Annotated in this window: 17 protein-coding genes and 3 tRNA genes; 18 read left to right on the top strand and 2 right to left on the bottom strand. The window is 71.7% G+C overall.

Going from position 1 to position 23,309, the window contains the following annotated elements; genetic code table 11:
- The first annotated feature begins 24 nt into the window (after positions 1-24).
- From D450_RS0107430 to D450_RS0107395, 8 genes are all read left to right on the top strand, one after another.
- Positions 25-2,163 (top strand): AAA family ATPase, encoded by a 2,139-nt coding sequence (locus tag D450_RS0107430; RefSeq protein ID WP_017538042.1) that lies wholly within the window; start codon positions 25-27, stop codon positions 2,161-2,163.
- 52 nt (positions 2,164-2,215) lie between these two features.
- A tRNA-Thr gene (locus D450_RS0107425) sits at positions 2,216-2,288 on the top strand.
- Between the two features lie 123 nt (positions 2,289-2,411).
- Positions 2,412-2,484 (top strand) — tRNA-Met (locus D450_RS0107420).
- An 85-nt stretch (positions 2,485-2,569) separates the two neighbouring features.
- Positions 2,570-2,734: a 50S ribosomal protein L33 gene (rpmG, locus tag D450_RS0107415; RefSeq protein ID WP_026124401.1), complete on the top strand. Its 165-nt coding sequence runs from the start codon at positions 2,570-2,572 to the stop codon at positions 2,732-2,734.
- A 71-nt stretch (positions 2,735-2,805) separates the two neighbouring features.
- Positions 2,806-3,294 (top strand): MaoC family dehydratase N-terminal domain-containing protein, encoded by a 489-nt coding sequence (locus D450_RS0107410; protein WP_017538040.1) that lies wholly within the window; start codon positions 2,806-2,808, stop codon positions 3,292-3,294.
- Positions 3,291-3,719, top strand: a complete 429-nt coding sequence (locus tag D450_RS0107405) for a MaoC family dehydratase (RefSeq protein WP_017538039.1) — start codon at positions 3,291-3,293, stop codon at positions 3,717-3,719. Before D450_RS0107410 ends, D450_RS0107405 begins: the two co-directional genes overlap by 4 nt.
- Positions 3,720-3,847: 128 nt before the next feature.
- Entirely contained in the window at positions 3,848-4,921 is a 1,074-nt protein-coding gene (locus tag D450_RS0107400; RefSeq protein ID WP_017538038.1) for a UDP-N-acetylmuramate dehydrogenase, read from the top strand.
- Between the two features lie 311 nt (positions 4,922-5,232).
- Positions 5,233-5,826, top strand: coding sequence for a TMEM165/GDT1 family protein (locus tag D450_RS0107395; RefSeq protein WP_017538037.1), 594 nt, complete (start codon positions 5,233-5,235; stop codon positions 5,824-5,826).
- On the opposite strand, the gene D450_RS0107390 is transcribed toward D450_RS0107395, so the two are convergent.
- Positions 5,796-6,887 (bottom strand): adenosine deaminase, encoded by a 1,092-nt coding sequence (locus D450_RS0107390; RefSeq protein ID WP_017538036.1) that lies wholly within the window; start codon positions 6,885-6,887, stop codon positions 5,796-5,798. The genes D450_RS0107395 and D450_RS0107390 overlap by 31 nt on opposite strands.
- 121 nt (positions 6,888-7,008) lie before the next feature.
- Positions 7,009-8,217 carry a pyridoxal phosphate-dependent aminotransferase gene (locus tag D450_RS0107385; RefSeq protein ID WP_017538035.1) on the bottom strand — a complete coding sequence of 403 codons (1,209 nt, stop codon included), beginning with the start codon at positions 8,215-8,217 and terminating at the stop codon, positions 7,009-7,011.
- Between the two features lie 173 nt (positions 8,218-8,390).
- On the opposite strand from D450_RS0107385, the gene D450_RS0107380 reads away from it, so the two are divergent.
- The 10 genes from D450_RS0107380 (at position 8,391) to D450_RS0107335 (ending at position 22,845) form a co-directional block, all read left to right on the top strand.
- Positions 8,391-8,463: transfer RNA gene (locus tag D450_RS0107380), tRNA-Trp, on the top strand.
- A 52-nt stretch (positions 8,464-8,515) separates the two neighbouring features.
- A complete protein-coding gene (gene secE / locus D450_RS0107375) occupies positions 8,516-8,782 on the top strand; it encodes a preprotein translocase subunit SecE (protein ID WP_017538034.1) in 267 nt (88 codons plus the stop codon).
- A 126-nt stretch (positions 8,783-8,908) separates the two neighbouring features.
- The gene (gene nusG / locus D450_RS0107370) at positions 8,909-9,691 is read left to right on the top strand and encodes a transcription termination/antitermination protein NusG (protein WP_026128429.1); all 783 of its coding nucleotides are present in this window, start codon (positions 8,909-8,911) and stop codon (positions 9,689-9,691) included.
- A gap of 209 nt (positions 9,692-9,900) precedes the next feature.
- Positions 9,901-10,332 (top strand): 50S ribosomal protein L11, encoded by a 432-nt coding sequence (gene rplK / locus D450_RS0107365; protein ID WP_017538032.1) that lies wholly within the window; start codon positions 9,901-9,903, stop codon positions 10,330-10,332.
- Between the two features lie 67 nt (positions 10,333-10,399).
- Positions 10,400-11,101, top strand: coding sequence for a 50S ribosomal protein L1 (rplA, locus tag D450_RS0107360; protein ID WP_017538031.1), 702 nt, complete (start codon positions 10,400-10,402; stop codon positions 11,099-11,101).
- A gap of 385 nt (positions 11,102-11,486) precedes the next feature.
- Positions 11,487-12,011 carry a 50S ribosomal protein L10 gene (rplJ, locus tag D450_RS0107355; protein ID WP_017538030.1) on the top strand — a complete coding sequence of 175 codons (525 nt, stop codon included), beginning with the start codon at positions 11,487-11,489 and terminating at the stop codon, positions 12,009-12,011.
- Positions 12,012-12,071: 60 nt separating this feature from the next.
- Entirely contained in the window at positions 12,072-12,461 is a 390-nt protein-coding gene (gene rplL / locus D450_RS0107350) for a 50S ribosomal protein L7/L12 (protein WP_017538029.1), read from the top strand.
- A gap of 542 nt (positions 12,462-13,003) precedes the next feature.
- Positions 13,004-16,471: a DNA-directed RNA polymerase subunit beta gene (rpoB, locus tag D450_RS0107345; protein WP_017538028.1), complete on the top strand. Its 3,468-nt coding sequence runs from the start codon at positions 13,004-13,006 to the stop codon at positions 16,469-16,471.
- Between the two features lie 34 nt (positions 16,472-16,505).
- Positions 16,506-20,381: a DNA-directed RNA polymerase subunit beta' gene (locus D450_RS0107340; RefSeq protein WP_017538027.1), complete on the top strand. Its 3,876-nt coding sequence runs from the start codon at positions 16,506-16,508 to the stop codon at positions 20,379-20,381.
- A 166-nt stretch (positions 20,382-20,547) separates the two neighbouring features.
- A complete protein-coding gene (locus D450_RS0107335) occupies positions 20,548-22,845 on the top strand; it encodes a DUF4190 domain-containing protein (RefSeq protein WP_026128428.1) in 2,298 nt (765 codons plus the stop codon).
- The last annotated feature ends 464 nt before the right edge of the window (positions 22,846-23,309 follow it).

Raw genomic sequence — 23,309 nt, 5'->3', positions numbered from 1 at the left:
CCGGAACCGACGACGGAGGCGGGTGTGGTGACGACGCTGACCACCGGCGCTGAGACGTTCGCCGAGGAACCGCCGCCGCCCGACGGGGCGGCCACCGCCGCCGCGGTGCTGGGCCTGCTCGCCCGCTCCCCCCTCGACAACGGGGCCCGCGGCTGGGTGCTGGCGGCCCTGAGCGGCGAAGAGGCGCTGGAGGCCCTCGCCGGGGGCGGCCCCGCCCCCGAGCCCTCCCAGGTCCTGCACGGCGCCCCCGAGCCGCAGCGCGACCCCGGGGCCGTGCCGCGCCCGGTCTTCCTCTCCCGCATCGGGGTGCAGGGCTTCCGGGGAATCGGCAGCCCCGCCGCGCTGGAGCTGACGCCCGGCCCCGGGCTGACCGTGGTGGTCGGCCGCAACGGGTCGGGCAAGTCCAGCTTCGCCGAGGCAGCCGAGGCCGCCCTCACCGGCCGCAACCTGCGCTGGGACGCCATGCCCACCGCCTGGCGGGACGGCTGGCGCAACCTGCACCACCCCGAGCGCACCGAGGTCACCGTCACGCTGGCCGCCCCCGGGGCCGACGGCCCCCTGCGCGCCACCCGGGTGTGGGACGGCGACAGCGTCCGCTCCGCCCGCGGCCGCGTCGAGCTGCCCGACGGCTCCTCCGGCCCGCTCAGCTCCCTGGGCTGGGGCCCCGACCTGGACCGCTACCGCCCCTTCCTCTCCTACGACGAGCTCGGCCGGGCCGTGAACGGCCGGGCCGCCGAGCTCTACGACACCCTCACCGCGGTCCTGGGCCTGACCGGACTGGCCGACGCCGAGCGGGGCCTGGCCAAGACCTGTTCGCGGCTGGCCCGGCTGCGCGACCGCCCGCGCCGCGACCTGGACCACCTGCTGGCGCGGCTCGGCGAGGCCACCGACCCGCGCGCCGCGCGGGCCGTGGAGCTCCTCGGCGAGCAGGGCCCCGGCGCCCCCGACCTGGACCGGCTGGCCGCGCTGGCCGCCGACGACGGCCCCGCCGACCCCGAGGCCGAGCGGGTGCTGCGCCGCCTGCGGCGGCTGTCGGTGCCCGAGCGCTCCCTGATCGCCGACGTGGTCAACGAGCTGCGCGGCGCCGCCATGGAGCTGGCGATGGCCGCCGGGACCAAGGGCGACCGCGCCCGCGGCGTGGCCGACCTGCTCTCCCGCGCCCTGGAGCACCACGAGCGCCACCCCGCCGACTCCGCCTGCCCCGCCTGCGGCGCCGAGGGCGCCCTCGGCGAGGAGTGGGTGCGGCGCGCCCGGGCCGAGATCGACCGGCTGCGGCCGGTCGCCGAGAGCGCCTCGGCGGCCTACGAGCGCGCCGAGGCCGCCCGGGACCAGGCCCGGTTCCTCATGGCCCCCAAGCCGTCCTGGCTGCCCGCACAGAGCGATCTGGGGCGCATCTGGAGCGAGTGGGAGGAGGGCGCCGGCATCACCGACCTGGTGGAGCTGGCCGAGCACATCGAGAGCACCGGGCGGCGCCTGCGCTCGGCCGCCCTGGCCGCCCGCAAGGACGCCGGGCGGCGCCTGGACGACCCCGCCGGGGACTGGGGCGAGTACGCCGAGATGCTCGCCGCCTGGGTGGAGGACGCGCGCGCGGCGGTCAAGGCCGACGGGCTCCTGGTCTCCGCCCACGAGGCGCTGGACTGGTTCTCCGCCGCGGCCAAGGAGATCCGCGACGAGCGGCTGCGCCCGCTGGCCGCGCAGACCGAGCACGTCTGGCAGCGGCTGCGCCAGGAGCGCCACATCGACCTGGAGTCGCTGCGCCTGGTCGGGCGGGGCGCCCGCCGGCGCGTGGCCGTGGACGTGGCGGTCGACGGCGCCGAGGGGGAGGGCAACGCCCCCGGGCTGCTCAGCCAGGGCGAGTTCCAGGCGCTCGCGCTGTCCATCTGCCTGCCCCGCACCCTGGCCGCCGGCAACCCCTTCGGGTTCCTGCTCCTGGACGACCCCGTACAGGCCATGGACACCGAGACGGTGGAGGGTCTGGCCGGGGTGCTGGCCGAGGTCGGCGCGCACCGGCAGATCGTCGTGTTCACCCACGACACGCGGCTTCCGGACGCGCTCAGGAGGCTGGGGCTCCCCGCCGACCTGCGCGCCATCGAGCGCGATTCGCTGTCCAACGTCCGGGTCGCGCCTCCCGATTTGGCAGAGCACCCCCAGAGGCCTGTATAGTCATGACCAACGCAAGGGCGGAACCCCGGAAGGGGAGAAGCCGCAGGAGCGTGCCCCTTTAGCTCAGTCGGCAGAGCGTCTCCATGGTAAGGAGAAGGTCTACGGTTCGATTCCGTAAAGGGGCTCTACCACCTCGATGAGGTTCCTTCCCCACTCAGGTGGACGGTCGGCGGGGGGCCATGATCCCTCCCGGCCGGGTCGAGAGACGGGTATCCTCACCCAGTGAGGTCCGTTTCCCGGACCGTCGCGGCGGAGTAGCTCAGTCGGTAGAGCAAGCGGCTCATAATCGCTGTGTCGTCGGTTCAAGTCCGGCCTCCGCTACTACCCGCACGGCCCCTGCCCATTGTCAGGGGTCATCGCGGGTCTTTTTCAGTGTTCACCGTCACCAGCAGAAAGGCACTCCGACGTGGCTGCCACTGACGTGAGGCCGAAGATCACCCTGGCCTGCCAGGAGTGCAAGCACCGCAACTACATCACGCGGAAGAACCGTCGGAACCACCCCGACCGTCTCTCGCTGAAGAAGTTCTGCCCCAACTGCCGGCGGCACAACGAGCACCGCGAGACCCGTTAACCGCGGAAGAGCAGCGCACATGGCCCAGTGAGCCCCGGCTCGCTGGGCCATACGTGTGAGAGAAGGAGCCCATGGCGATCAACCGTGCCTTCCTCGGCCGCGCCTACCCCGCGCCCGAGCCCTACGAGGTCACCCGCGGGAAGATCCGCGAGTTCGCCGAGGCCGTCGGCGACCCCAACCCGCTCTACAGCGACCCGGCCACCGCCCGCGACGAGGGCCACCCCGACGTCGTGGCGCCGCCCACGTTCCCCATCGTGCTGGGCATGGCCGGCGCCGGGCGCGCCGTCACCGACCCCGAGCTGGGCCTGGACTTCTCCATGGTGGTCCACGGGGAGCAGCGCTTCCGCTACACCAGGCCGGTGCGGGCCGGGGACGTGCTGGACGCGGTGACCCGGATCACCGACATCCGCAGCCTCGCGGGCAACGAGCTGATCACCCTGGAGAGCGAGATCACCGACCCCGAGGGCGCCCACGTGGTCACCGCGGTCAACATGCTCGTGGTCCGCGGCGCCGCGGACGGGGCCGGGGCGACGTCCGAGGCGAAGGAGGGGGACGCGTGACCGCCGCCGTCCGCTACGACGAGGTCGAGGCCGGGACCGAGCTCGGCGAGCGCACCTTCCCCGTGCGCCGCGTCGACCTGGTCCGCTATGCCGGGGCCTCCGGCGACTTCAACCCCATCCACTGGAACGACCGCACCGCCAAGGCGGTCGGCCTGCCCGGCGTCATCGCCCACGGCATGTTCACCATGGCCGAGGCCGTGCGCCTGGTCACCGACTGGGTCGGCGACCCCGGCGCGGTCGTGGAGTACGGCACCCGCTTCTCGGCCCCCGTGGTGGTGCCCGACGACGACGAGGGGGCCGAGATCACCGTCTCCGGGGTCATCAAGGAGAAGCGCGGGGACAACCAGGTCCTCGTCGCCCTGACCGTGCGCTCGGGCGGCACACGGGTGCTGGCCCGCCCCACCGTCGTCGTCCGCCTCGCCTGATCGACCCCGCGTTGAACTCGGGGAAGTCGGCCTTGAGAGGGTCCTGATAAGGCCGACTTCCCCGAGATCAACGCGAAAGGGCCGGCCGGTGATGTCCGGTCGTCCGACAGCCTCTGAGAGGGATCCCCGTGTCCGCTGCACCCGCCGCCGGTGTCCGGCTGGCCGACCACACCACCCTGCGCCTGGGCGGCCCGGCCGCCCGGTTCGTCTCCGCCGCCACCACCGGTGAGCTCACCACCGCCGTCGCCGAGGCCGACGCCGCCGGCGGCCCCCTGCTGGTGCTCGGCGGCGGCAGCAACCTCGTCGTCGCCGACGAGGGCTTCGCGGGCACGGTGGTCCTGGTCGGCACCGGCGGGGTGCGGACCGAGGCCGGGAGCGCCGCGGGCACCGTCCGGGTGCGCGCCGAGGCCGGCGTGGAGTGGGACGGGCTCGTCGAGCGGTGCGTCGCCGACGGCCTCAGCGGCGTCGAATGCCTCTCCGGCATCCCCGGGCGGGTGGGCGCCACCCCCATCCAGAACGTCGGCGCCTACGGGCAGTCCGTCTCCGAGACCGTCGCCGAGGTCGTCGTGTACGACCGCGAGCGCGGCGAGCGGCGCGCCATGGCCCCCGCCGAGTGCGGCTTCGCCTACCGCGACAGCGTCTTCAAGGGCTCCGACCGCTACGTGGTCTGCGAGGTCGTCTTCGAGCTGGAGTCCTCCGCGCTCAGCGCCCCCGTGGCCTACGCCGAGCTCGCCCGGCGCCTGGGCGTCGGGCAGGGCGAGCGGGTCCCCGCCGCCGACGCCCGCGCCGCCGTGCTGGAGCTCCGCCGCGGCAAGGGCATGGTCCTGGACCCCGACGACCCGGACACCCGCAGCGCCGGCTCGTTCTTCACCAACCCGATCCTCACCGAGGCCGAGTTCGAGGACCTGCGCAAGCGCGCCGCCGACCTCCTCGGCCCCGGCGCCGAGCCGCCCGCCTTCCCCGAGGCCGGCGGCCGCGTCAAGACCTCCGCCGCCTGGCTGATCGACAAGGCCGGCTTCTCGAAGGGCCACGGCTCGGGGCCGGCGCGGATCTCCACCAAGCACACCCTGGCCCTGACCAACCCCGGCGGCGCCACCACCGGCGACCTGCTCGCCCTGGCGCGCGAGGTGCGCGCGGGCGTGGCCGACCGCTTCGGCGTCACGCTGGTCAACGAGCCCGTCATGGTGGGCGTGCGGCTCTGACCCGCGCGGCCCCGCCCGCCCCTCCCAAAAAGGAAGTTGGGGGCGGCCAACTTCATTCTTCGCCGAATTTCCCGCTCGCGGGAAGGCGTCTCCATGAATTGTGTTCGGAATTTCGCCCGTCCTAGGGTCGAAACAACCGAAGGGGAGTAGTCCCCAATTCCCGCCGTCGACACACTGGCCGGGCCCCGTGCCCGGCCCGGCCGCGGGAGCCCGCCGCACGGGCGGACGAGACCTTCGGCCCGGTAACGGACGCCACCGGGCCGAAAGGGCGTCCCCTCGCGCCCCGGCACACCGGGCGAAAGGCGGACCGAATGGATTTCCTCCCCGCGCTGGCGGCGGGCACCGTGGTGGTGTTCCTCGCCGAGATGGGAGACAAGACGCAGCTGGTGGCGCTCTCCCTGGCCAGCCGCTACCGCTGGTGGACCGTCCTGGCCGGGATCACCGCCGCCACCGTCGCGGTGCACGGGCTCAGCGTCCTGCTGGCCGAGGCCGCCGGCCTGGCGGTCCCCACCGAATGGGTCACCCTCATCGCGGGCCTGGCCTTCATCGGGTTCGGGCTGTGGACCCTGCGCGGCGACGAGATGACCGAGGCCGACGAGCGGCGCGCCGCGTCCCGGCGGGTCCGGTCGGCCTTCCTCACCGTCGCCACCGTCTTCTTCGTCGCCGAACTGGGCGACAAGACCATGCTCGCCACCGTGACCGTGGGCACCCAGTACCACTGGCTGCCGGTCTGGATCGGTTCCACCGTCGGCATGGTCGCCGCCGACGCCGTCGCGATCGCCCTGGGGGCGGTGCTCGGCAAGAAACTCCCCGAGCGGGCCGTGCAGATCGCTGCCGCCGTCCTGTTCTTCCTGGCCGGGGGCGCGATGACGCTTCAGGGCGCGTTGACGCTGTCGGGGCTGTGACCGGTGCCGCCTCCGGACGCCCCCTCTCGCGCGCCGGGCTCCCCGGGGGAGCGGGACAGCCATTCGTCCACCCCGGCGAGCATCTCCTTGCGCAGCCACTCCGGCGCGCCCGACCCCCGGATCGACATCCGCGCCAGCTCCGCCAGCCCGGTGTCGCCGAACCCGAAGACCGACCGCGCGATCTCGTACTGCTCGGCCAGCCGGGGCCCGAAGAGCAGCGGGTCGTCGGCGCCGAGGGCGATCGGGACGCCCCCGTCGAAGAGCCGCCGCAGCGGCACGTGCGCCACGTCGGAGACCACGCCCAGGCTCACGTTGGAGGAGGGGCACACCTCCAGCGTCACCCCCTGTGTGGCGATCCGCTCCACCAGGTAGGGGTCGTCCACGGCGCGCACCCCGTGGCCGACGCGGTCGGCGGCGAGCTCGTCCAGGCACTCGCGCACGCTGCGCGGCCCCTGCAGCTCGCCCCCGTGCGGCGCGGACAGCAGCCCCGCGCGCTTGGCGATGCGGAAGGCGCCCTCGAACTCCAGGGCGCGCCCCCGCCGCTCGTCGTTGTTCAGCCCGAAGGACACCACGCCCTTGTCGGCGTACTGCCGGGCCAGGCGAGCCAGCGCCTTGGCGTCCATCGGGTGCCGGGTGCGGTTGGCCGCCACCATCAGCCCGATGTGCACCCCGGTCTCCCGCTCGGCGGCGCGGGCTGCGTCCAGGACCAGCTCCAGGGCGGCGGTGAGACCGTCGAACCGGGCGGCGTACCCGCTGGGGTCGACCTGGATCTCCAGCCAGCGCGCCCCGGCGGCCGCCTCGTCCTCGGCCGCCTCCCGCAGCAGCCGGCGGATGTCCTCCGGCTCGCGCAGGACCGACCGGGCGATGTCGTAGAGCCGCTGGAACCGGAACCAGCCGCGCTCGTCGGCCGCGCTGAGGTGCGGCGGCCACTCCTCGGCCAGGGCCTGGGGGAGGTGGACCCCGTGCCGCGCGGCGAGCTCCACGAGCGTGGAGTGGCGCATGGAGCCGGTGAAGTGCAGGTGCAGATGGGCTTTCGGCAGCAGCGCGATGGGGCGTTCCATGACGCAATGGTGCCGTATCGGCGCGGGCGCCGCCCGGTGCCTCGTGCGAAATGAGACGCGCCGCACGCCCCGGAGGAGGGCGTGCGGCGCGTCGCGTCGGGTCCGGCGGCCGGTGGGCGGCTCAGGCGGCCTCGCCCAGCAGCTTCTGGATCCGGCCCACGCCCTCGGCCAGGTCGGCGTCGCCGAGCGCGTAGGACAGCCGCAGGTAGCCCGGGGTGCCGAAGGCCTCGCCGGGGACCACCGCGACCTCGGCCTGTTCCAGGATCAGCTTCGCCAGCTCGGCGGAGTCCTGCGGCCGCACGCCGCGGATCTCCTTGCCCAGCAGCCCCTTGACCGAGGGGTAGGCGTAGAACGCGCCCTGCGGCTCCGGGCAGACCACGCCGGGGATGTCGCCCAGCATCCGCACGATGGTGCGGCGGCGCCGGTCGAAGGCCTCGCGCATGCGCTCCACCGCCGACAGGTCGCCGGTGACCGCGGCCAGCGCCGCGGCCTGGGAGACGTTGGCCACATTGGAGGTGGCGTGCGACTGCAGGTTGGAGGCGGCCTTGACGACGTCCTTGGGGCCGATCACCCAGCCCACCCGCCAGCCGGTCATGGCGTAGGTCTTGGCGACGCCGTTGACGACCACGGTGCGGTCGGCCAGCTCGGGGACCTCCACCGGCATCGAGGAGAACCGGGCGTCCCCGTAGACGAGGTGCTCGTAGATCTCGTCGGTCATCACCCACAGGCCCGCCTCGGCCGCCCAGCGGCCGATCCCGCGCACCTGGTCGGGGGCGTACACCGCGCCGGTCGGGTTGGAGGGGGACACGAACAGCAGCACCTTGGTGCGCTCGGTCCGGGCCTGCTCCAGCTGCTCGACGGTGGCCAGGTAACCGGTGGACTCGTCGGTGACCACGTAGCGCGGAACGCCGCCGGCCAGCTTGATCGACTCGGGGTAGGTGGTCCAGTACGGGGCGATGACGATGACCTCGTCGCCCGGGTCCAGCAGCGTGGCGAAGGCCTCGTAGATCGCCTGCTTGCCGCCGTTGGTGACGAGCACCTGGGAGGGCTCCACCTCGTAGCCGGAGTCGCGCAGCGTCTTGGCGGCCAGCGCCTCCTTCAGCTCGGGCAGCCCGCCCGCCGGGGTGTAGCGGTGGAAGCGCGGCTCACGGGCGGCCTTGACCGCCGCCTCCACGATGTAGTCGGGGGTCGGGAAGTCCGGCTCGCCGGCGCCGAAGCCGATCACGGGGCGGCCCTCGGCCTTCATGGCCTTGGCCTTGGCGTCCACGGCGAGCGTCGCCGACTCGGAGATGCCGCCGATGCGTTGCGAGATACGAGGTCGGTCACTCATGGGCCCATCGTTGCACGCGGTGAGCGGGTCCGGCCCGCTCGGGTTGGCCCGCAGGGCCGATAGGCAATAGACTCAGGCGACCCGGCGGGGCGGACGCGTACGGCGGAGCGGTGGCTCCGGGTGCGCATCCGGGCGCGGAACCGGCTATGGTGGGTACCGCGCGGACGCCGCGAAGGGCAGTGGCTCAATTGGTAGAGCACCGGTCTCCAAAACCGGCGGTTGGGGGTTCGAGTCCCTCCTGCCCTGCAAGGACAGATGTGGATGAGGTGCGCATCGGACCCGACACTAAGGACCTCTGGTGACTCAGACCAACGCCGACGCCAAGCCCGGCAAGGAGCCCCAGCGTCGTACCGGTCCGGTGACCTTCACCCGCCAGGTCGTCGGAGAGCTGCGCAAGGTCCGCTGGCCTACGCGCCGCGAGCTCATCACCTACACGATCGTCGTGATCGTCTTCGTTGTCATCATGGTCGGCTACGTCTCGCTCCTCGACTTCGGCTTCGGCGAGGCCGTCACCTGGCTCTACGGGACGCTCGGGAGCAGCGGCGGCGAGCAGGCCCCCTTCTAGCGCCCCTCCCGCCCCGGCCGCGCCTGGTCACGGTGCGCCCTGTGACGCCGTAAGCTGGCAGGACCGGCACCGGCCGCCACGCGCGCGGGTGCCCGGCGGGCGTAACCGACGAGAGAAAGAGCAGCCGTGTCCGAGTCCCCACTGACCTCTGGCGACCTCCCGGAAGAGGACCTTGATCAGGTGTCAGAGGAAGAGGCCGGCCAGCGCGCCGAGGAGGAGCAGCAGGAGCCGGGCGCCGAGGACGGCGCCGACGGCTCCGGCGGCCCCGAGGCCGAGTCCCAGGCCGAGGGGGAGGCCGACGAGGCCCCCAGGCTCGACCCGGTCGAGGAGTTCAAGATCGAGCTCCGGCTGCTTCCCGGCGACTGGTACGTCGTGCACACCTACGCGGGCTACGAGAACCGCGTGAAGGCCAATGTCGAGAGCCGCACCCAGTCGCTCAACATGGAGGACTACATCTTCCAGGTCGAGGTGCCCACCCAGGAGGTCACCGAGGTCAAGGGCGGCAAGCGGCAGCAGGTCACCGAGAAGGTGCTTCCCAGCTACGTCCTGGTGCGCATGGAGCTGACCGACGAGTCGTGGTCGGCCATCCGCAACACCCCGGGCGTCACCGGCTTCGTGGGCCTGTCCAACCGGCCGGCGCCGCTGAGCGTCCAGGAGGTCGCCGACCTGCTGGCGCCCGAGGCGGAGGAAGAGCCGGAGCAGGCCAAGCAGGGTGAGCGGCCCGAGCCGCGCGGCGACGTCGCCTACGAGGTGGGCGAGTCGGTCACCGTGATGGAGGGGCCCTTCGCCACGCTCCCGGCGACCGTCAGCGAGATCAACCCCGACACCCAGAAGCTCAAGGTGCTGGTCTCCATCTTCGGCCGAGAGACCCCGGTGGAGCTGGGCTTCAACCAGGTCTCCAAGATCTGAGCACCGCTCGCCCGGACCGCGGGCGGCCGTGCCCCGCCGCCCGCGCGAGCACGTAGACTTGGTGGGTCCGCCTTCTGGGCGGACCCACCGCGCTCTGCCCAGCGCAGGGCCCCTGTCGGCCCCGCTCCGCGCGGTCCGTGCGCCCTGCGCACACCCTCCGGCGCGCCCGAGGGGCCGAGAAGCAACGCAGATCAGGCAAAGGACCCGATATGCCTCCGAAGAAGAAGAAGATCGCGGCGCTCGTCAAGGTTCAGCTGCCCGCGGGCCAGGCCACCCCGGCCCCGCCCGTCGGTACCGCGCTGGGCCCGCACGGCGTCAACATCATGGACTTCTGCAAGCAGTACAACGCTGCGACCGAAGCCCAGCGCGGGAACGTCATCCCCGTAGAGATCACCATCTACGAGGACCGCTCGTTCTCCTTCATCACCAAGACCCCGCCGGCGCCCAAGCTGATCATGAAGGCCGCCGGCGTCGACAAGGGCTCCACCGACCCGGGGCGCACCACGGCCGGCAGCATCAGCGCCGACCAGATCCGCGAGATCGCCCAGACCAAGCTGCCCGACCTCAACACCGACGACGTCGAGGCCGCCAGCAAGATCGTCGAGGGCACCGCCCGCTCCATGGGCTTCGTGATCAAGTAGCCCCCGCCGTCGACCGTGGCAGGGTCCTGCGCGGCCCGCTCACCACACATCTCGTCAGGAGAACCGCATGAAGCGCAGCAAGAACCACCGCAAGGCCAGCTCCCTGGTCGACCGCGACCGCCTCTACGGGCCGGTCGACGCGATCAAGCTGGCCAAGGAGACCTCCACCGCCAAGTTCGACGCCACCGTCGAGGTGGCCCTGCGCCTGGGCGTCGACCCGCGCAAGGCCGACCAGATGGTCCGCGGCACCGTCAACCTTCCGCACGGCACCGGTAAGACCGCTCGGGTCCTGGTCTTCGCCACCGGCGAGAAGGCCGAGGCCGCACGTGCCGCGGGCGCCGACTACGTCGGCGACGACGACCTGGTGCAGGAGATCCAGAACGGCTTCCTCGACTTCGACGCCGTGGTGGCCACGCCGGACCTGATGGGCAAGGTCGGTCGCCTGGGCCGGGTTCTGGGCCCCCGCGGCCTGATGCCCAACCCCAAGACCGGGACGGTCACCCCGGACGTGGCCAAGGCCGTGTCCGACATCAAGGGCGGCAAGATCGAGTTCCGTGTCGACCGGCACAGCAACCTGCACTTCATCATCGGCAAGGCCTCCTTCGCCGAGGAGCAGCTGGCGGAGAACTACGCCGCCGCCCTGGAGGAGGTCCTGCGGCTCAAGCCGTCGGCCGCCAAGGGGCGCTACATCAAGTCCGCGAACATCACCACCACGATGGGCCCGGGCATCCCGGTCGACCCGTCGGTGACCCGCGTCGCCGCCGAGTAGCCTCGGCCCCCTGCTCTGGGCCCCGGACCGCGTGCGGTCCGGGGCCCTGCCGTTTCCCCCGGTCGTGCCGCCCGGTCCCCCGGCCCGCGCCGGTGTGCCTCCGCCCACACCTTCCGGCGCACGTGCCGGGGCGCTTTCCGGATGCCCTAAGATGGTGAGTGCCGAAGACCGCCGGTCGCCGCCCTCAGGGCGGCCCAAGGTCCCGACGAGGTCGGGCGGCCTGCGCAGGTGTGATGTGAGCTCTTCCGATACGTGTGCGCGATCCCCGGATCCGTGCGTCCTCGGTCGTGCCCCGCGCCCCTGCGCCGGGGCTTTTTTCATGCCGCGCCCGCCCGCCTCGCCCAGGTCCCTGGAACCCCCGGCGTTCACTGTTGGAAGGAGTCCCATGGCGAGGCCGGATAAGGCAGCCGCGGTCGCCGAGCTCACCGAGGAGTTCACGAGCTCCCAGGGCGCCGTGCTTGCCGAATACCGGGGGCTCAGTGTGGCGCAGATGGGCAAGCTGCGCCGCAGCCTCGGCCAGAACGCGCGGTTCCGCGTCGTGAAGAACACCCTCGGCAAGATCGCGGCCAAGGAGGCCGACCTTGACGAGAAGGCCCTCGAGATGTTCGAGGGGCCGTCGGCCATCGCCTTCGTCCGCGGTGACGTGGTCGAGGCGGCCAAGGGCCTGCGTGACTTCGCGAAGGAGAACCCGCCTCTGGTGATCAAGGGCGGCTACATCGACGGCAAGACGATGGGCCCCGAAGAGATCACCAAGCTGGCCGACCTTGAGTCCCGCGAGGTCATCCTCGCGAAGCTGGCGGGCGCCCTCAAGGCCAAGCAGGGCCAGGCCGCCGCCACGTTCGAGGCCCTCCCGCTCAAGTTCGCTCGCCTCGCGCAGGCGCTGCAGGACAAGAAGTCGGACGAGGCCTAAGACGACCATGGCACGGCGCCGAGGGGCGCGCGTGTTCGGGAAGAAAGAGAGATCGCAATCATGGCGAAGCTCAGCAACGAAGAGCTCCTCGGCGCCTTCGAGGAGATGACCCTTCTCGAGCTCTCCGAGTTCGTCAAGCTGTTCGAGGAGAAGTTCGACGTCGAGGCCGCCGCTCCGGCCGCCGTCGTCGCCGCCGCCCCGGGTGCTGGCGACGCCGGTGCCGCCGAGGAGGAGGAGAAGGACGAGTTCGACGTCATCCTCGAGTCGGCCGGCGACAAGAAGATCCAGGTCATCAAGGAGGTCCGCGGCCTCACCAGCCTGGGCCTGAAGGAGGCCAAGGACCTGGTCGACAACGCCCCCAAGCCGCTGATGGAGGGCGTCAACAAGGAGAACGCCGACAAGGCCAAGGAGGCCCTGGAGGGCGCCGGCGCCACCGTCACCCTCAAGTAGGGCCGAGCGGCCGCCCCGCACGCGGGGCCGCCGCGCCGCAGGGAGGCCGTCCCGGAACACCGGGGCGGCCTTCCTCGTTCCACCGGGCGCGCCTCCGCGCCGCCCGTCGCCGCCGCTCTTTGCCCGCGTTCGACCGACCCTTGGAAGTGAAGATTCCTTCCCCGATGTCTCCTCCCTCACACCCGCCCTGTCCTGTGGGACCTCTCACGGGCATCGGGCGAGGCCGCCAGGCCCCTCCGGGCTTGACGGATCCGCCTGAGGGAGCGATGCTGCGTGGTGTCGTGACTGACTCCGGGGGATGCGGTTGGACAGCGGTGTAGTATTCGGCTACACTGCCCTTTTGCGCTGCCCTTTGACGACCCCTGTGCCGGTGTCCGTGCGTTCCGCGCCCTGATCACCCGTGGTCTCGGCCCACCGACTGCACGTGCCACCTCGACGGCGGAGGCCACCGGGAGCCCCGGAGGCTTCCCCCATCGAACAACGACCCGGGTCGTCCGGCGTGCGCGCGCATCAACCGCCACAAGCCTTCGGAAGGACCCCTGTTGGCAGCCTCGCGCAACGCCTCCGCTAACGCCCTTGGTCCGAACCGCGTTTCGTTCGCCCGCATCCACGAACCGCTCGAGGTCCCCGACCTTCTCGCGCTGCAGACCGAGTCCTTCGACTGGCTGCTGGGCAACGAGAAGTGGCGCGCCCGAGTCGAGGCCGCCCTCGAGGCGGGCCGCAAGGACGTTCCGGAGCAGTCCGGTCTCGAAGAGATCTTCGAGGAGATCAGTCCGATCGAGGACTTCTCGGGCACGATGTCGCTGTCGTTCCGCGACCATCGGTTCGAGCCGCCCAAGTACTCCGAAGAGGAGTGCAAGGACAAGGACATGACGTACTCCGCGCCGATGTTCGTCACCGCGGAGTTCATCAACAACGACACCGGCGAGATCAAGAGCCAGACGGTCTTCATGGGCGACTTCCCGCTCATGACCGTCAAGGGCACCTTCATCATCAACGGCACCGAGCGTGTCGTCGTCTCGCAGCTGGTCCGCTCTCCGGGCGTGTACTTCGACCGGCAGGTCGACAAGACCTCCGACAAGGACCTGTTCGGCTGCAAGGTCATCCCGTCCCGCGGCGCGTGGCTGGAGTTCGAGGTCGACAAGCGCGACTTCGTCGGCGTCCGCATCGACCGCAAGCGCAAGCAGGCGGTCACCGTGCTGCTCAAGGCGCTCGGCTGGACCACCGACCAGATCCTGGAGCGCTTCGGCCACTACGAGTCCATCCGCAACACGCTGGAGAAGGACCCCACGGCCGGCACCGACGACGCGCTGCTGGACATCTACCGCAAGCTGCGCCCGGGGGAGCCCCCGACGAAGGAGTCGGCGCAGGCCCTGCTGGAGAACCTGTACTTCAACCCCAAGCGCTACGACCTGGCCAAGGTCGGCCGCTACAAGATCAACAAGAAGCTCGGGCTGGACACGGACTTCACCCAGGGCACCCTGACCGAGGACGACATCGTCGCCACGGTCGACTACCTGGTGCGGCTGCACGCCGGCGAGGAGTCGATGGACACCGCGATCGGCGAGCGGCCGATCGAGACCGACGACATCGACCACTTCGGCAACCGGCGCCTGCGCACGGTCGGCGAGCTCATCCAGAACCAGGTCCGGCTGGGCCTGGCCCGGATGGAGCGCGTCGTCCGCGAGCGCATGACCACCCAGGACGTCGAGGCGATCACGCCGCAGACGCTGATCAACATCCGGCCGGTCGTCGCCTCCATCAAGGAGTTCTTCGGCACCAGCCAGCTGTCGCAGTTCATGGACCAGACCAACCCGCTGGCCGGGCTGACCCACAAGCGCCGCCTCTCGGCGCTGGGCCCGGGCGGTCTGTCCCGTGAGCGCGCGGGCTTCGAGGTCCGCGACGTCCACCCGTCGCACTACGGCCGCATGTGCCCCATCGAGACGCCGGAAGGCCCGAACATCGGCCTGATCGGCTCGCTGGCCGGCTACGGGCGGGTCAACTCCTTCGGCTTCGTCGAGACGCCCTACCGCAGGGTCGTCGACGGGCGGGTCACCGAGGAGGTGGTCTACCTGACCGCCGACGAGGAGGACCGCTACGTCATCGCCCAGGCCAACACCCAGGTGGAGGCCGACGGCACGTTCAGCGAGTCCCGGGTGCTCGCGCGCACCAAGGGCGGCGAGTTCGAGGCCGTCGCCGGCGGCGAGGTGTCCTTCATGGACGTCTCCCCGCGCCAGATGGTCTCCGTCGCCACGGCGATGATCCCGTTCCTGGAGCACGACGACGCCAACCGCGCGCTCATGGGCTCCAACATGCAGCGCCAGGCGGTGCCGCTGCTGCGCGCCGAGGCGCCGAAGGTCGGCACCGGCATGGAGTACCGCGCCGCCACCGACGCCGGCGACGTGGTGCTGGCCGAGAAGGCCGGCGTTGTCGAGGACGTGACCGCCGACTACATCACGGTCATGGACGACGAGGGCGGCCGCAAGACCTACCGCCTGGGCAAGTTCCGCCGCAGCAACCAGGGCACCTGCTTCAACCAGCGCCCGGTCGTCGACGAGGGCGTCCGGGTCGAGGCGGGCCAGGTCCTGGCCGACGGCCCCTCGACCGACCAGGGCGAGATGTCGCTGGGCAAGAACCTGCTCGTGGCGTACATGTCCTGGGAGGGCCACAACTACGAGGACGCCATCGTGCTGTCCCAGCGGCTGGTCCAGGACGACGTCATGTCCTCGATCCACATCGAGGAGCACGAGGTCGACGCCCGCGACACCAAGCTGGGCCCGGAGGAGATCACCCGCGAGATCCCCAACGTCAGCGAGGAGGTCCTCGCCGACCTGGACGACCGCGGCATCATCCGGATCGGCGCCGAGGTCGTCGACGGCGACATCCTGGTCGGCAAGGTCACCCCCAAGGGCGAGACCGAGCTGACCCCGGAGGAGCGCCTGCTGCGTGCCATCTTCGGTGAGAAGGCCCGCGAGGTCCGCGACACCTCCCTGAAGGTGCCGCACGGCGAGTCCGGCAAGGTCATCGGCGTGCGCGTGTTCAGCCGCGAGGAGGGCGACGAGCTGCCGCCCGGCGTCAACGAGCTGGTCCGCGTCTACGTGGCGCAGAAGCGCAAGATCACCGACGGCGACAAGCTGGCCGGCCGCCACGGCAACAAGGGCGTCATCGCCAAGATCCTGCCGCAGGAGGACATGCCGTTCATGGAGGACGGCACCCCGGTCGACATCGTCCTCAACCCGCTGGGCGTGCCCGGCCGGATGAACGTCGGCCAGATCATGGAGATCCACCTGGGCTGGATGGCGGCCAACGGCTGGCAGGTCGACGACGGGCCCGAGGAGTGGAAGCAGCGGCTGCGCGCCATCGGCGCGGGGGAGGTCCCCCCGGGCAGCACCGTGGCCACCCCGGTCTTCGACGGCCTGCGCGAGGACGAGATCACCGGCCTGCTCCAGGCGGTGCTCCCCAACAGCGACGGCGACCGCCTCATCAACGCCGACGGCAAGGCCGTGCTCTACGACGGCCGCACCGGTGAGCCGTTCGACGAGCCGATCGCGGTGGGCTACACCTACTTCCTGAAGCTGCACCACCTGGTGGACGACAAGATCCACGCCCGTTCCACCGGTCCGTACTCGATGATCACCCAGCAGCCGCTGGGCGGCAAGGCGCAGTTCGGCGGGCAGCGCTTCGGAGAGATGGAGGTCTGGGCGCTGGAGGCCTACGGGGCCGCGTACGCGCTGCAGGAACTGCTCACCATCAAGTCCGACGACGTCCTGGGCCGCGTGAAGGTGTACGAGGCCATCGTCAAGGGCGAGAACATCCCGGAGCCCGGCATCCCCGAGTCCTTCAAGGTGCTCATCAAGGAGATGCAGTCGCTCTGCCTGAACGTGGAGGTGCTGTCCAGTGACGGTATGTCCATCGAGATGCGAGACACCGACGAGGACGTCTTCCGTGCGGCGGAAGAACTGGGTATCGACCTGGGTCGGCGCGAGCCGAGCAGCGTCGAAGAGGTCTGACTTCCGCAAGCTTCGAGAGCAGGGGACGAATTAAGTGCTCGACGTCAATTTCTTCGACGAGCTGCGCATCGGCCTGGCCACGGCCGACGACATCCGCCAGTGGTCGCACGGTGAGGTCAAGAAGCCGGAGACGATCAACTACCGCACCCTGAAGCCGGAGAAGGACGGGCTCTTCTGCGAGAAGATCTTCGGCCCGACCCGGGACTGGGAGTGCTACTGCGGTAAGTACAAGCGGGTCCGCTTCAAGGGCATCATCTGCGAGCGCTGCGGTGTCGAGGTCACCCGGGCCAAGGTGCGCCGCGAGCGCATGGGCCACATCGAGCTGGCCGCTCCCGTGACCCACATCTGGTACTTCAAGGGCGTTCCCAGCCGCCTGGGCTACCTGCTGGACCTGGCTCCCAAGGACCTCGAGAAGATCATCTACTTCGCCGCCTACATGGTGACGTGGGTGGACAACGAGGCCCGCGAGCGCGACCTGGCCTCCCTGGAGGCCCAGGTCTCGGTCGAGCGGCGGCACCTGGAGCAGCGCCGCGACTCCCAGGTCGAGGAGCGGCACAAGAAGCTCGAGGCCGACCTGGCCGAGCTGGAGGAGCAGGGCGCCAAGGGCGACGCGCGGCGCAAGGTCCGCGAGTCGGCCGAGCGCGAGATGCGCCAGATCCGCGACCGCGTGCAGCGCGAGATCGACCGCCTCGACGAGGTCTGGAACCGCTTCAAGGGCCTGAAGGTCCAGGACCTTGAGGGCGACGAGATGCTCTACCGCGAGATGCGGGACCGCTTCGGCAAGTACTTCCGCGGCGGCATGGGCGCCCAGGCCATCCAGGAGCGCCTGGCCAACTTCGACCTCGACGCCGAGGCCGAGAAGCTGCGCGAGACCATCCGCAGCGGCAAGGGCCAGAAGAAGGCCCGCGCCCTCAAGCGGCTCAAGGTCGTCTCGGCGTTCCTGAACACCCGCAACAGCCCGATGGGCATGGTGCTCGACTGCGTCCCGGTGATCCCGCCGGACCTGCGCCCCATGGTCCAGCTGGACGGCGGGCGGTTCGCCACCTCCGACCTGAACGACCTGTACCGCCGGGTCATCAACCGGAACAACCGGCTCAAGCGCCTGCTCGACCTGGGCGCTCCCGAGATCATCGTCAACAACGAGAAGCGGATGCTGCAGGAGGCCGTCGACGCGCTGTTCGACAACGGCCGCCGCGGCCGCCCGGTCACCGGGCCGGGCAACCGTCCGCTGAAGTCGCTGTCCGACATGCTCAAGGGCAAGCAGGGCCGGTTCCGGCAGAACCTGCTGGGCAAGCGCGTCGACTACTCCGGCCGTTCGGTCATCGTCGTCGGCCCCACGCTCAAGCTGCACCAGTGCGGCCTGCCCAAGCAGATGGCGCTGGAGCTGTTCAAGCCGTTCGTGATGAAGCGCCTGGTCGACCTGAACCACGCGCAGAACATCAAGAGCGCCAAGCGGATGGTGGAGCGGTCCCGCCCGGTGGTCTGGGACGTCCTCGAAGAGGTCATCACCGAGCACCCGGTGCTGCTCAACCGTGCGCCCACGCTGCACCGCCTGGGCATCCAGGCCTTCGAGCCGCAGCTGGTCGAGGGCAAGGCCATCCAGATCCACCCGCTGGTGTGCACCGCCTTCAACGCCGACTTCGACGGCGACCAGATGGCGGTCCACCTGCCGCTGTCCGCCGAGGCCCAGGCCGAGGCGCGACTGCTGATGCTGGCCACCAACAACATCCTCAAGCCCTCCGACGGCAAGCCCGTCACCATGCCCACCCAGGACATGATCATCGGGCTGTACTACCTGACCACCCTCAAGGAGGGCGGCAAGGGCGAGGGCCAGGCCTACAGCAGCCCGTCCGAGGCCATCATGGCCTACGACGGCGGGGAGCTGGACCTGCAGGCCATGGTGCGGCTGCGGGTGCCCGGCGACGTGGTGCCGCCGGCCGACTGGGAGGCCCCCGAGGGCCACGTCCCCGGCGAGCCCTACATGCTCCAGACGACCCTGGGCCGGTACCTGTTCAACGAGACCACCCCGGCGGACTACCCGTTCGTCAACTACCAGGTGGGCAAGAAGCAGGTCTCGGCGCTGGTCAACGAGCTGGCGGAGAACTACCCCAAGGTGCAGGTGGCCACCACGCTGGACGCCTTCAAGGACGCCGGCTACAAGTGGGCCACCCGCTCCGGGCTGACCATCGGCATCGGGGACGTGCTCACGCCGCCGCGCAAGGACGAGATCATGGAGTCCTACGAGCGCCAGGCGGACAAGATCCAGCGCGAGTACGACCGCGGTCTGATCACCGACGACGAGCGCCGCCAGGAGCTCACCGAGATCTGGACCAAGGCGACCAACGACGTCGCCAAGGAGATGGAGGACAACTTCCCCGCCGACAACCCGGTGTGGATGATGGTCCAGTCGGGTGCCCGGGGCAACCCGATGCAGGTCCGCCAGATCGCCGGTATCCGCGGCCTGGTCTCCAACACCAAGGGTGAGACGATCCCGCGTCCGATCAAGGCCTCCTACCGCGAGGGCCTGTCGGTGCTGGAGTACTTCATCTCCACGCACGGCCAGCGCAAGGGCCTGGCGGACACGGCACTGCGCACCGCCGACTCCGGGTACCTCACCCGGCGCCTGGTGGACGTGGCCCAGGACGTCATCGTCCGCGAGGTCGACTGCCACACCGACCGCTCGCTCTGGCACGAGGTCGGTGAGAAGAACGCCGCCGGCACCGTGGTGCGCAAGCACAACGTGGAGAACACCGGCTTCGGCCGGACCATCGCCGAGGACGTCGTGGTCGACGGCGAGGTGCTGCTGCCCGCGGGCACCGACACCTCCGAGGGCGTCATCGACAAGCTGGTCGAGGCCGGCGTGGAGCGGGTGCGCGTGCGCTCCTCGCTCACCTGCGAGGCCAAGATCGGCGTGTGCAGCGCCTGCTACGGCCGCTCCATGGCCACCGGCAAGCCGGTGGACGTCGGTGAGGCGATCGGCATCATCGCGGCGCAGTCCATCGGTGAGCCCGGCACCCAGCTGACCATGCGGACCTTCCACATGGGCGGTTCGGCCGGCCAGGACATCACCCACGGTCTGCCGCGTGTCACCGAGCTCTTCGAGGCCCGCATCCCCAAGGGTGTGGCGCCCATCGCCGAGCTCGACGGGCGGATCCGCATCGAGGAGACCGAGAAGAGCCGGAAGATCATCCTGATCCCGAACGACGGCTCGGACGAGATCTCCTACCCGGTGCCGATGCGCGCCCAGCTCCTGGTGGAGGAGGGCTCGCACGTCACCGTGGGCCAGCAGCTCATCCAGGGCGCGATCAACCCGCACGAGGTGCTCCGCATCCAGGGCCCGCGCGCGGTGCAGCAGCACCTGGTCAACGAGGTGCAGGAGGTCTACAAGTCGCAGGGCGTCTCGATCCACGACAAGCACATCGAGATCATCGTGCGGCAGATGCTCAAGCGGGTGAACATCCTGGAGTCGGGCGACACCGAGCTGCTGCCCGGCGAGATGGTGGACCGGCCCAAGTTCGAGTCGGTCAACCGCCAGGTGGTGGCCGAAGGCGGTCAGCCCGCCGCCGGCCGCCCGGTCCTGCTGGGCATCACCAAGGCCTCGCTGGCCACCGAGTCGTGGCTGTCGGCGGCCTCCTTCCAGGAGACCACCCGGGTGCTCACCGAGAACGCCATCCACGGCAAGAGCGACCCGCTGGTGGGCCTCAAGGAGAACGTCATCATCGGTAAGCTCATCCCGGCCGGTACCGGTATGCCGCAGTACCGCAACGTCCGGGTCGAGCCGACCGAGGAGGCCAAGGCCTCCATGTACTCGGTCGCGGGCTACGAGGAGCCCAGCGAGTACACGTTCGGCCAGGGCACCGGTGAAGCGGTGCCGCTGGAGGAGTACGACTTCGGGCCCTACAACCGGTAGGGCCGGATCCCGCCCCGGCGGGACGGAGTTCGGAGAGATCGGTTGACCGATCCGGTGNGGGGGGGGGGGCCCCCCCGCCGTTCGCTGTGTCCGCTGGGCCCGCCGGGTCCGCGCGGATCTGTCAGGGGAGTCGAGCGCACATGCGCGGTCGGGAGAACGAGGACCAGTGACGGACAACGGGGGAGGGCGGTACCGACCGCCCGACGAGGAGTCTCGGCCCGCGGACGACGCGGGCTCGTGGTTCACGCCCAGCGGCGACCGGTACCGCACCCAGGCCGGCTACCAGGACCCCTACGAGGAGGGCGGCGAGGCCCAGGAACCGGGGGCACCGGGCGCACCGGATGCGCCGGGCGGTTCCGAGCGGCCGACCGGGGGGTTCCCGGCCGGCGGCGGCTACCCGAGCACCGGCGGGCAGCGCCCGCCGATGGCCGAGCCCTACCCGTCGGCCCTGGACGGCCCGCTCGCGGGCGATGCGCCCGCACCGCCGCCGATGCCGCCGCCCACCGGTGCACCGGTGGGCCGGCCGTACACGCCCGAGCCCGAGGCGCCCCCGGCGCCCGAGCGCCCCGACGGCGTGGAGCTGGGGTCGGGCGCCTGGCCGTCCGCGGCCTCCTTCGGCACCGCCCCGGACGGCCCGCAGCCGCCGCCGCGCCCCGAGCCGCCGCGCCCTGAGCCGGCGCCCGGGCCCGAGGCGCCGGTGTGGAACGTGGAGACCGGCGCCTGGCCGTCCGCGGCCTCGGCCGCGCCCGCGGCCGACGGGGGCGGCGACGGCCCCGACGCCACCGACGCCACCGACGCCACCGACGCCACCGACGGCGGCGCCGGGGCGCCCGCGGCGTTCACCGGAGGCGGGTGGCCGAGCGCGGCCCCCGGCCCGGGGGAGTCGGACGGTCACGGGGAAGGACCGTCCGGCACGCCCGGGAACGACCCCCTGTCGGGTCCGCAGCCGCACCTGCCGCCCGAGCAGGCGGCTCTGAGCAGTGGTCCGAGCGGGAACACGTGGGCGTTCGGCGGTTCGGGGGAGCCTCCGAACGCCGCGTCCGCCCCTGCCCCGGAACCGGCTCCGGCACAGCCTCCGAGCGACGGGGGAGCGGGCCACGGCGGCCTGGGCACCGGAAGCGGAAACACGTGGGCGTTCAGCAGGGACGACTACGACCTGCCCACGGACGTGCGCGACGCCGCGATGCGCGCCGAGGAGCGCCGCAGGGCCGAGCAGGAGTCCGCCCGGGAGCCCTATATCCCGCAGGACACCTACCGGCAGGAGCCCTACCCGCAGGAACCGGCGCTGCAGGACCCGTCCCCCCGGGAACAGGGCGGGTACGGCGACTACGACCCGCTCGCCCCCGGAGGCCCGTGGGCAGGCCGGGCCGCGCCGCCCTCGCAAGAGCCGCAGGAGCCGCAGGGCCCCGACCCGGTTCGGCCCCCGGCGGACGGCCTGGACCCGTCGGACCCGCTCGGGTCGATCGCCGCGCAGCAGCGTTCGGCCCGGGAGGCGGAGGAGGCCTACGGCGAGGCCCCCGCCGAGGACCGGTGGGGCGGTCCGCAGCAGTGGGGATCGGCGCCTTCGGGTGATGAGGAGTACGGTTCGGGTCCGGCTCAGGTGCCGGGTGCCTGGGGCTCGGAGGGGGCCCAGGGCCCGTCCTTCGAGGGGACGCAGGCGATGCCCCCGGTGGGCCGTGACGACCCGCTCGGCACCCCGGACCCGCTCGGCGGCCCGCAGCGGTGGGGATCGGCGCCTTCGGGTGATGAGGAGTACGGTTCGGGTCCGGCTCAGGTGCCGGGTGCCTGGGGCTCGGAGGGGGCCCAGGGCCCGTCCTTCGAGGGGACGCAGGCGATGCCCTCGGTGGGGCATGACGATCCGCTCGGCACCCCGCAGCAGTGGGGGACCGATCCGGCGGCCACGGCCCTTTCGGAGCAGGGGTACCCGGAGCACGGCCGCTCGGACCGGCGCTACGACGGCGCCTATGACGAAGGGCCCGAAGGGTACGGCGCCTACGAACAGGGCGGCCCCGGGCACGACGGCTACGACGGCGCCTACGACGGCGCTTACGACGACGGCTACGGGCACGACGACGGGCGCGTCCAGGACGGCGGCGGCCCCGGGCGGCGCGGCCGGCGGGACCGGCTGGCCGAGGAGTTCCCCGGCTTCGGCGACCGCCCGCCCGGCGGGAACGCCGGGGACGACTACCCGGGCTACGACAGCATCGACGACGTGTGGGCCGAGCCGGACACCGGCGCCGCCGCCGCGATGTGGCTCGGCGTCATCGGCCTGGTCCCCGGCATCGGCCTGTTCACCTCGATCGCGGCCGTCATCGTCGGTCCGCGCGCGGTGCGCCGGATCCGCTCCTCGCGCGGGGAGTACGAGGGCGAGGGCCAGGCGCGCACCGGGACGATCCTGGGCTGGGTCGGCCTGGGGCTGTTCCTCGTCGAGGCGCTCGCGGCGGCGGCCTTCCTGCTGCTTTAGCGGCCGTCGGAGCGGCGGCGCGGTCGGCGCCCGGACCGGGCGCCGACCGCGCGGGGCCGGGGGTGATCCCGGTCGCACCGGTGCGGCGGTGCGCACATCAGGGGGCCGCGGTCCGATAATGCGCCCGAGCACTGCCCGGGGGTCGTTACACTGGGAGACGACCTACGGCTGATATGAGGTCCGAGGAACAGCGGTACCCGAGGGGCCGGACCCGTTTTGACCGGGCACAACCCCTTCGGTACCCTTGACCTTCGTGCCCGTGAGCCAACGGGTCACAGCGCGTGCGCTCGTCGCGCCGCCCTTCGGGGCCGGTCGCGAGTCCGGCGCCGCGTGACACCTCCTCCCATGACATTCGACCGCCAGGTCGGGCGTATTCGGTGTCGGCCGTCCCCGGGACAGAGCCCGACACGCCCGGATGCGGGGGTCGGGGGGAACGGGAAATCCAGCAGGTCGATAGCGACAAG

It is taken from the genome of Nocardiopsis halophila DSM 44494 (genome assembly GCF_000341245.1).
GTDB classification, from domain to species: Bacteria; Actinomycetota; Actinomycetes; order Streptosporangiales; family Streptosporangiaceae; genus Nocardiopsis_A; species Nocardiopsis_A halophila.
The sequence above is the reverse complement of the archived record's forward strand: the minus strand, read 5'-3'. Positions and strand labels throughout refer to the sequence as shown.

Excerpts from the sequence above, each read along its gene's own strand:
- D450_RS0107410 (WP_017538040.1), top strand. The coding sequence starts at position 2,806 with ATGGCGATCAACCGTGCCTTCCTCGGCCGCGCCTACCCCGCGCCCGAG.
- D450_RS0107395 (WP_017538037.1), top strand. The coding sequence starts at position 5,233 with ATGGATTTCCTCCCCGCGCTGGCGGCGGGCACCGTGGTGGTGTTCCTC.
- D450_RS0107390 (WP_017538036.1), bottom strand. The coding sequence starts at position 6,887 with ATGGAACGCCCCATCGCGCTGCTGCCGAAAGCCCATCTGCACCTGCAC.
- D450_RS0107385 (WP_017538035.1), bottom strand. The coding sequence starts at position 8,217 with ATGAGTGACCGACCTCGTATCTCGCAACGCATCGGCGGCATCTCCGAG.
- rplK (WP_017538032.1), top strand. The coding sequence starts at position 9,901 with ATGCCTCCGAAGAAGAAGAAGATCGCGGCGCTCGTCAAGGTTCAGCTG.
- rplA (WP_017538031.1), top strand. The coding sequence starts at position 10,400 with ATGAAGCGCAGCAAGAACCACCGCAAGGCCAGCTCCCTGGTCGACCGC.
- rplJ (WP_017538030.1), top strand. The coding sequence starts at position 11,487 with ATGGCGAGGCCGGATAAGGCAGCCGCGGTCGCCGAGCTCACCGAGGAG.
- rplL (WP_017538029.1), top strand. The coding sequence starts at position 12,072 with ATGGCGAAGCTCAGCAACGAAGAGCTCCTCGGCGCCTTCGAGGAGATG.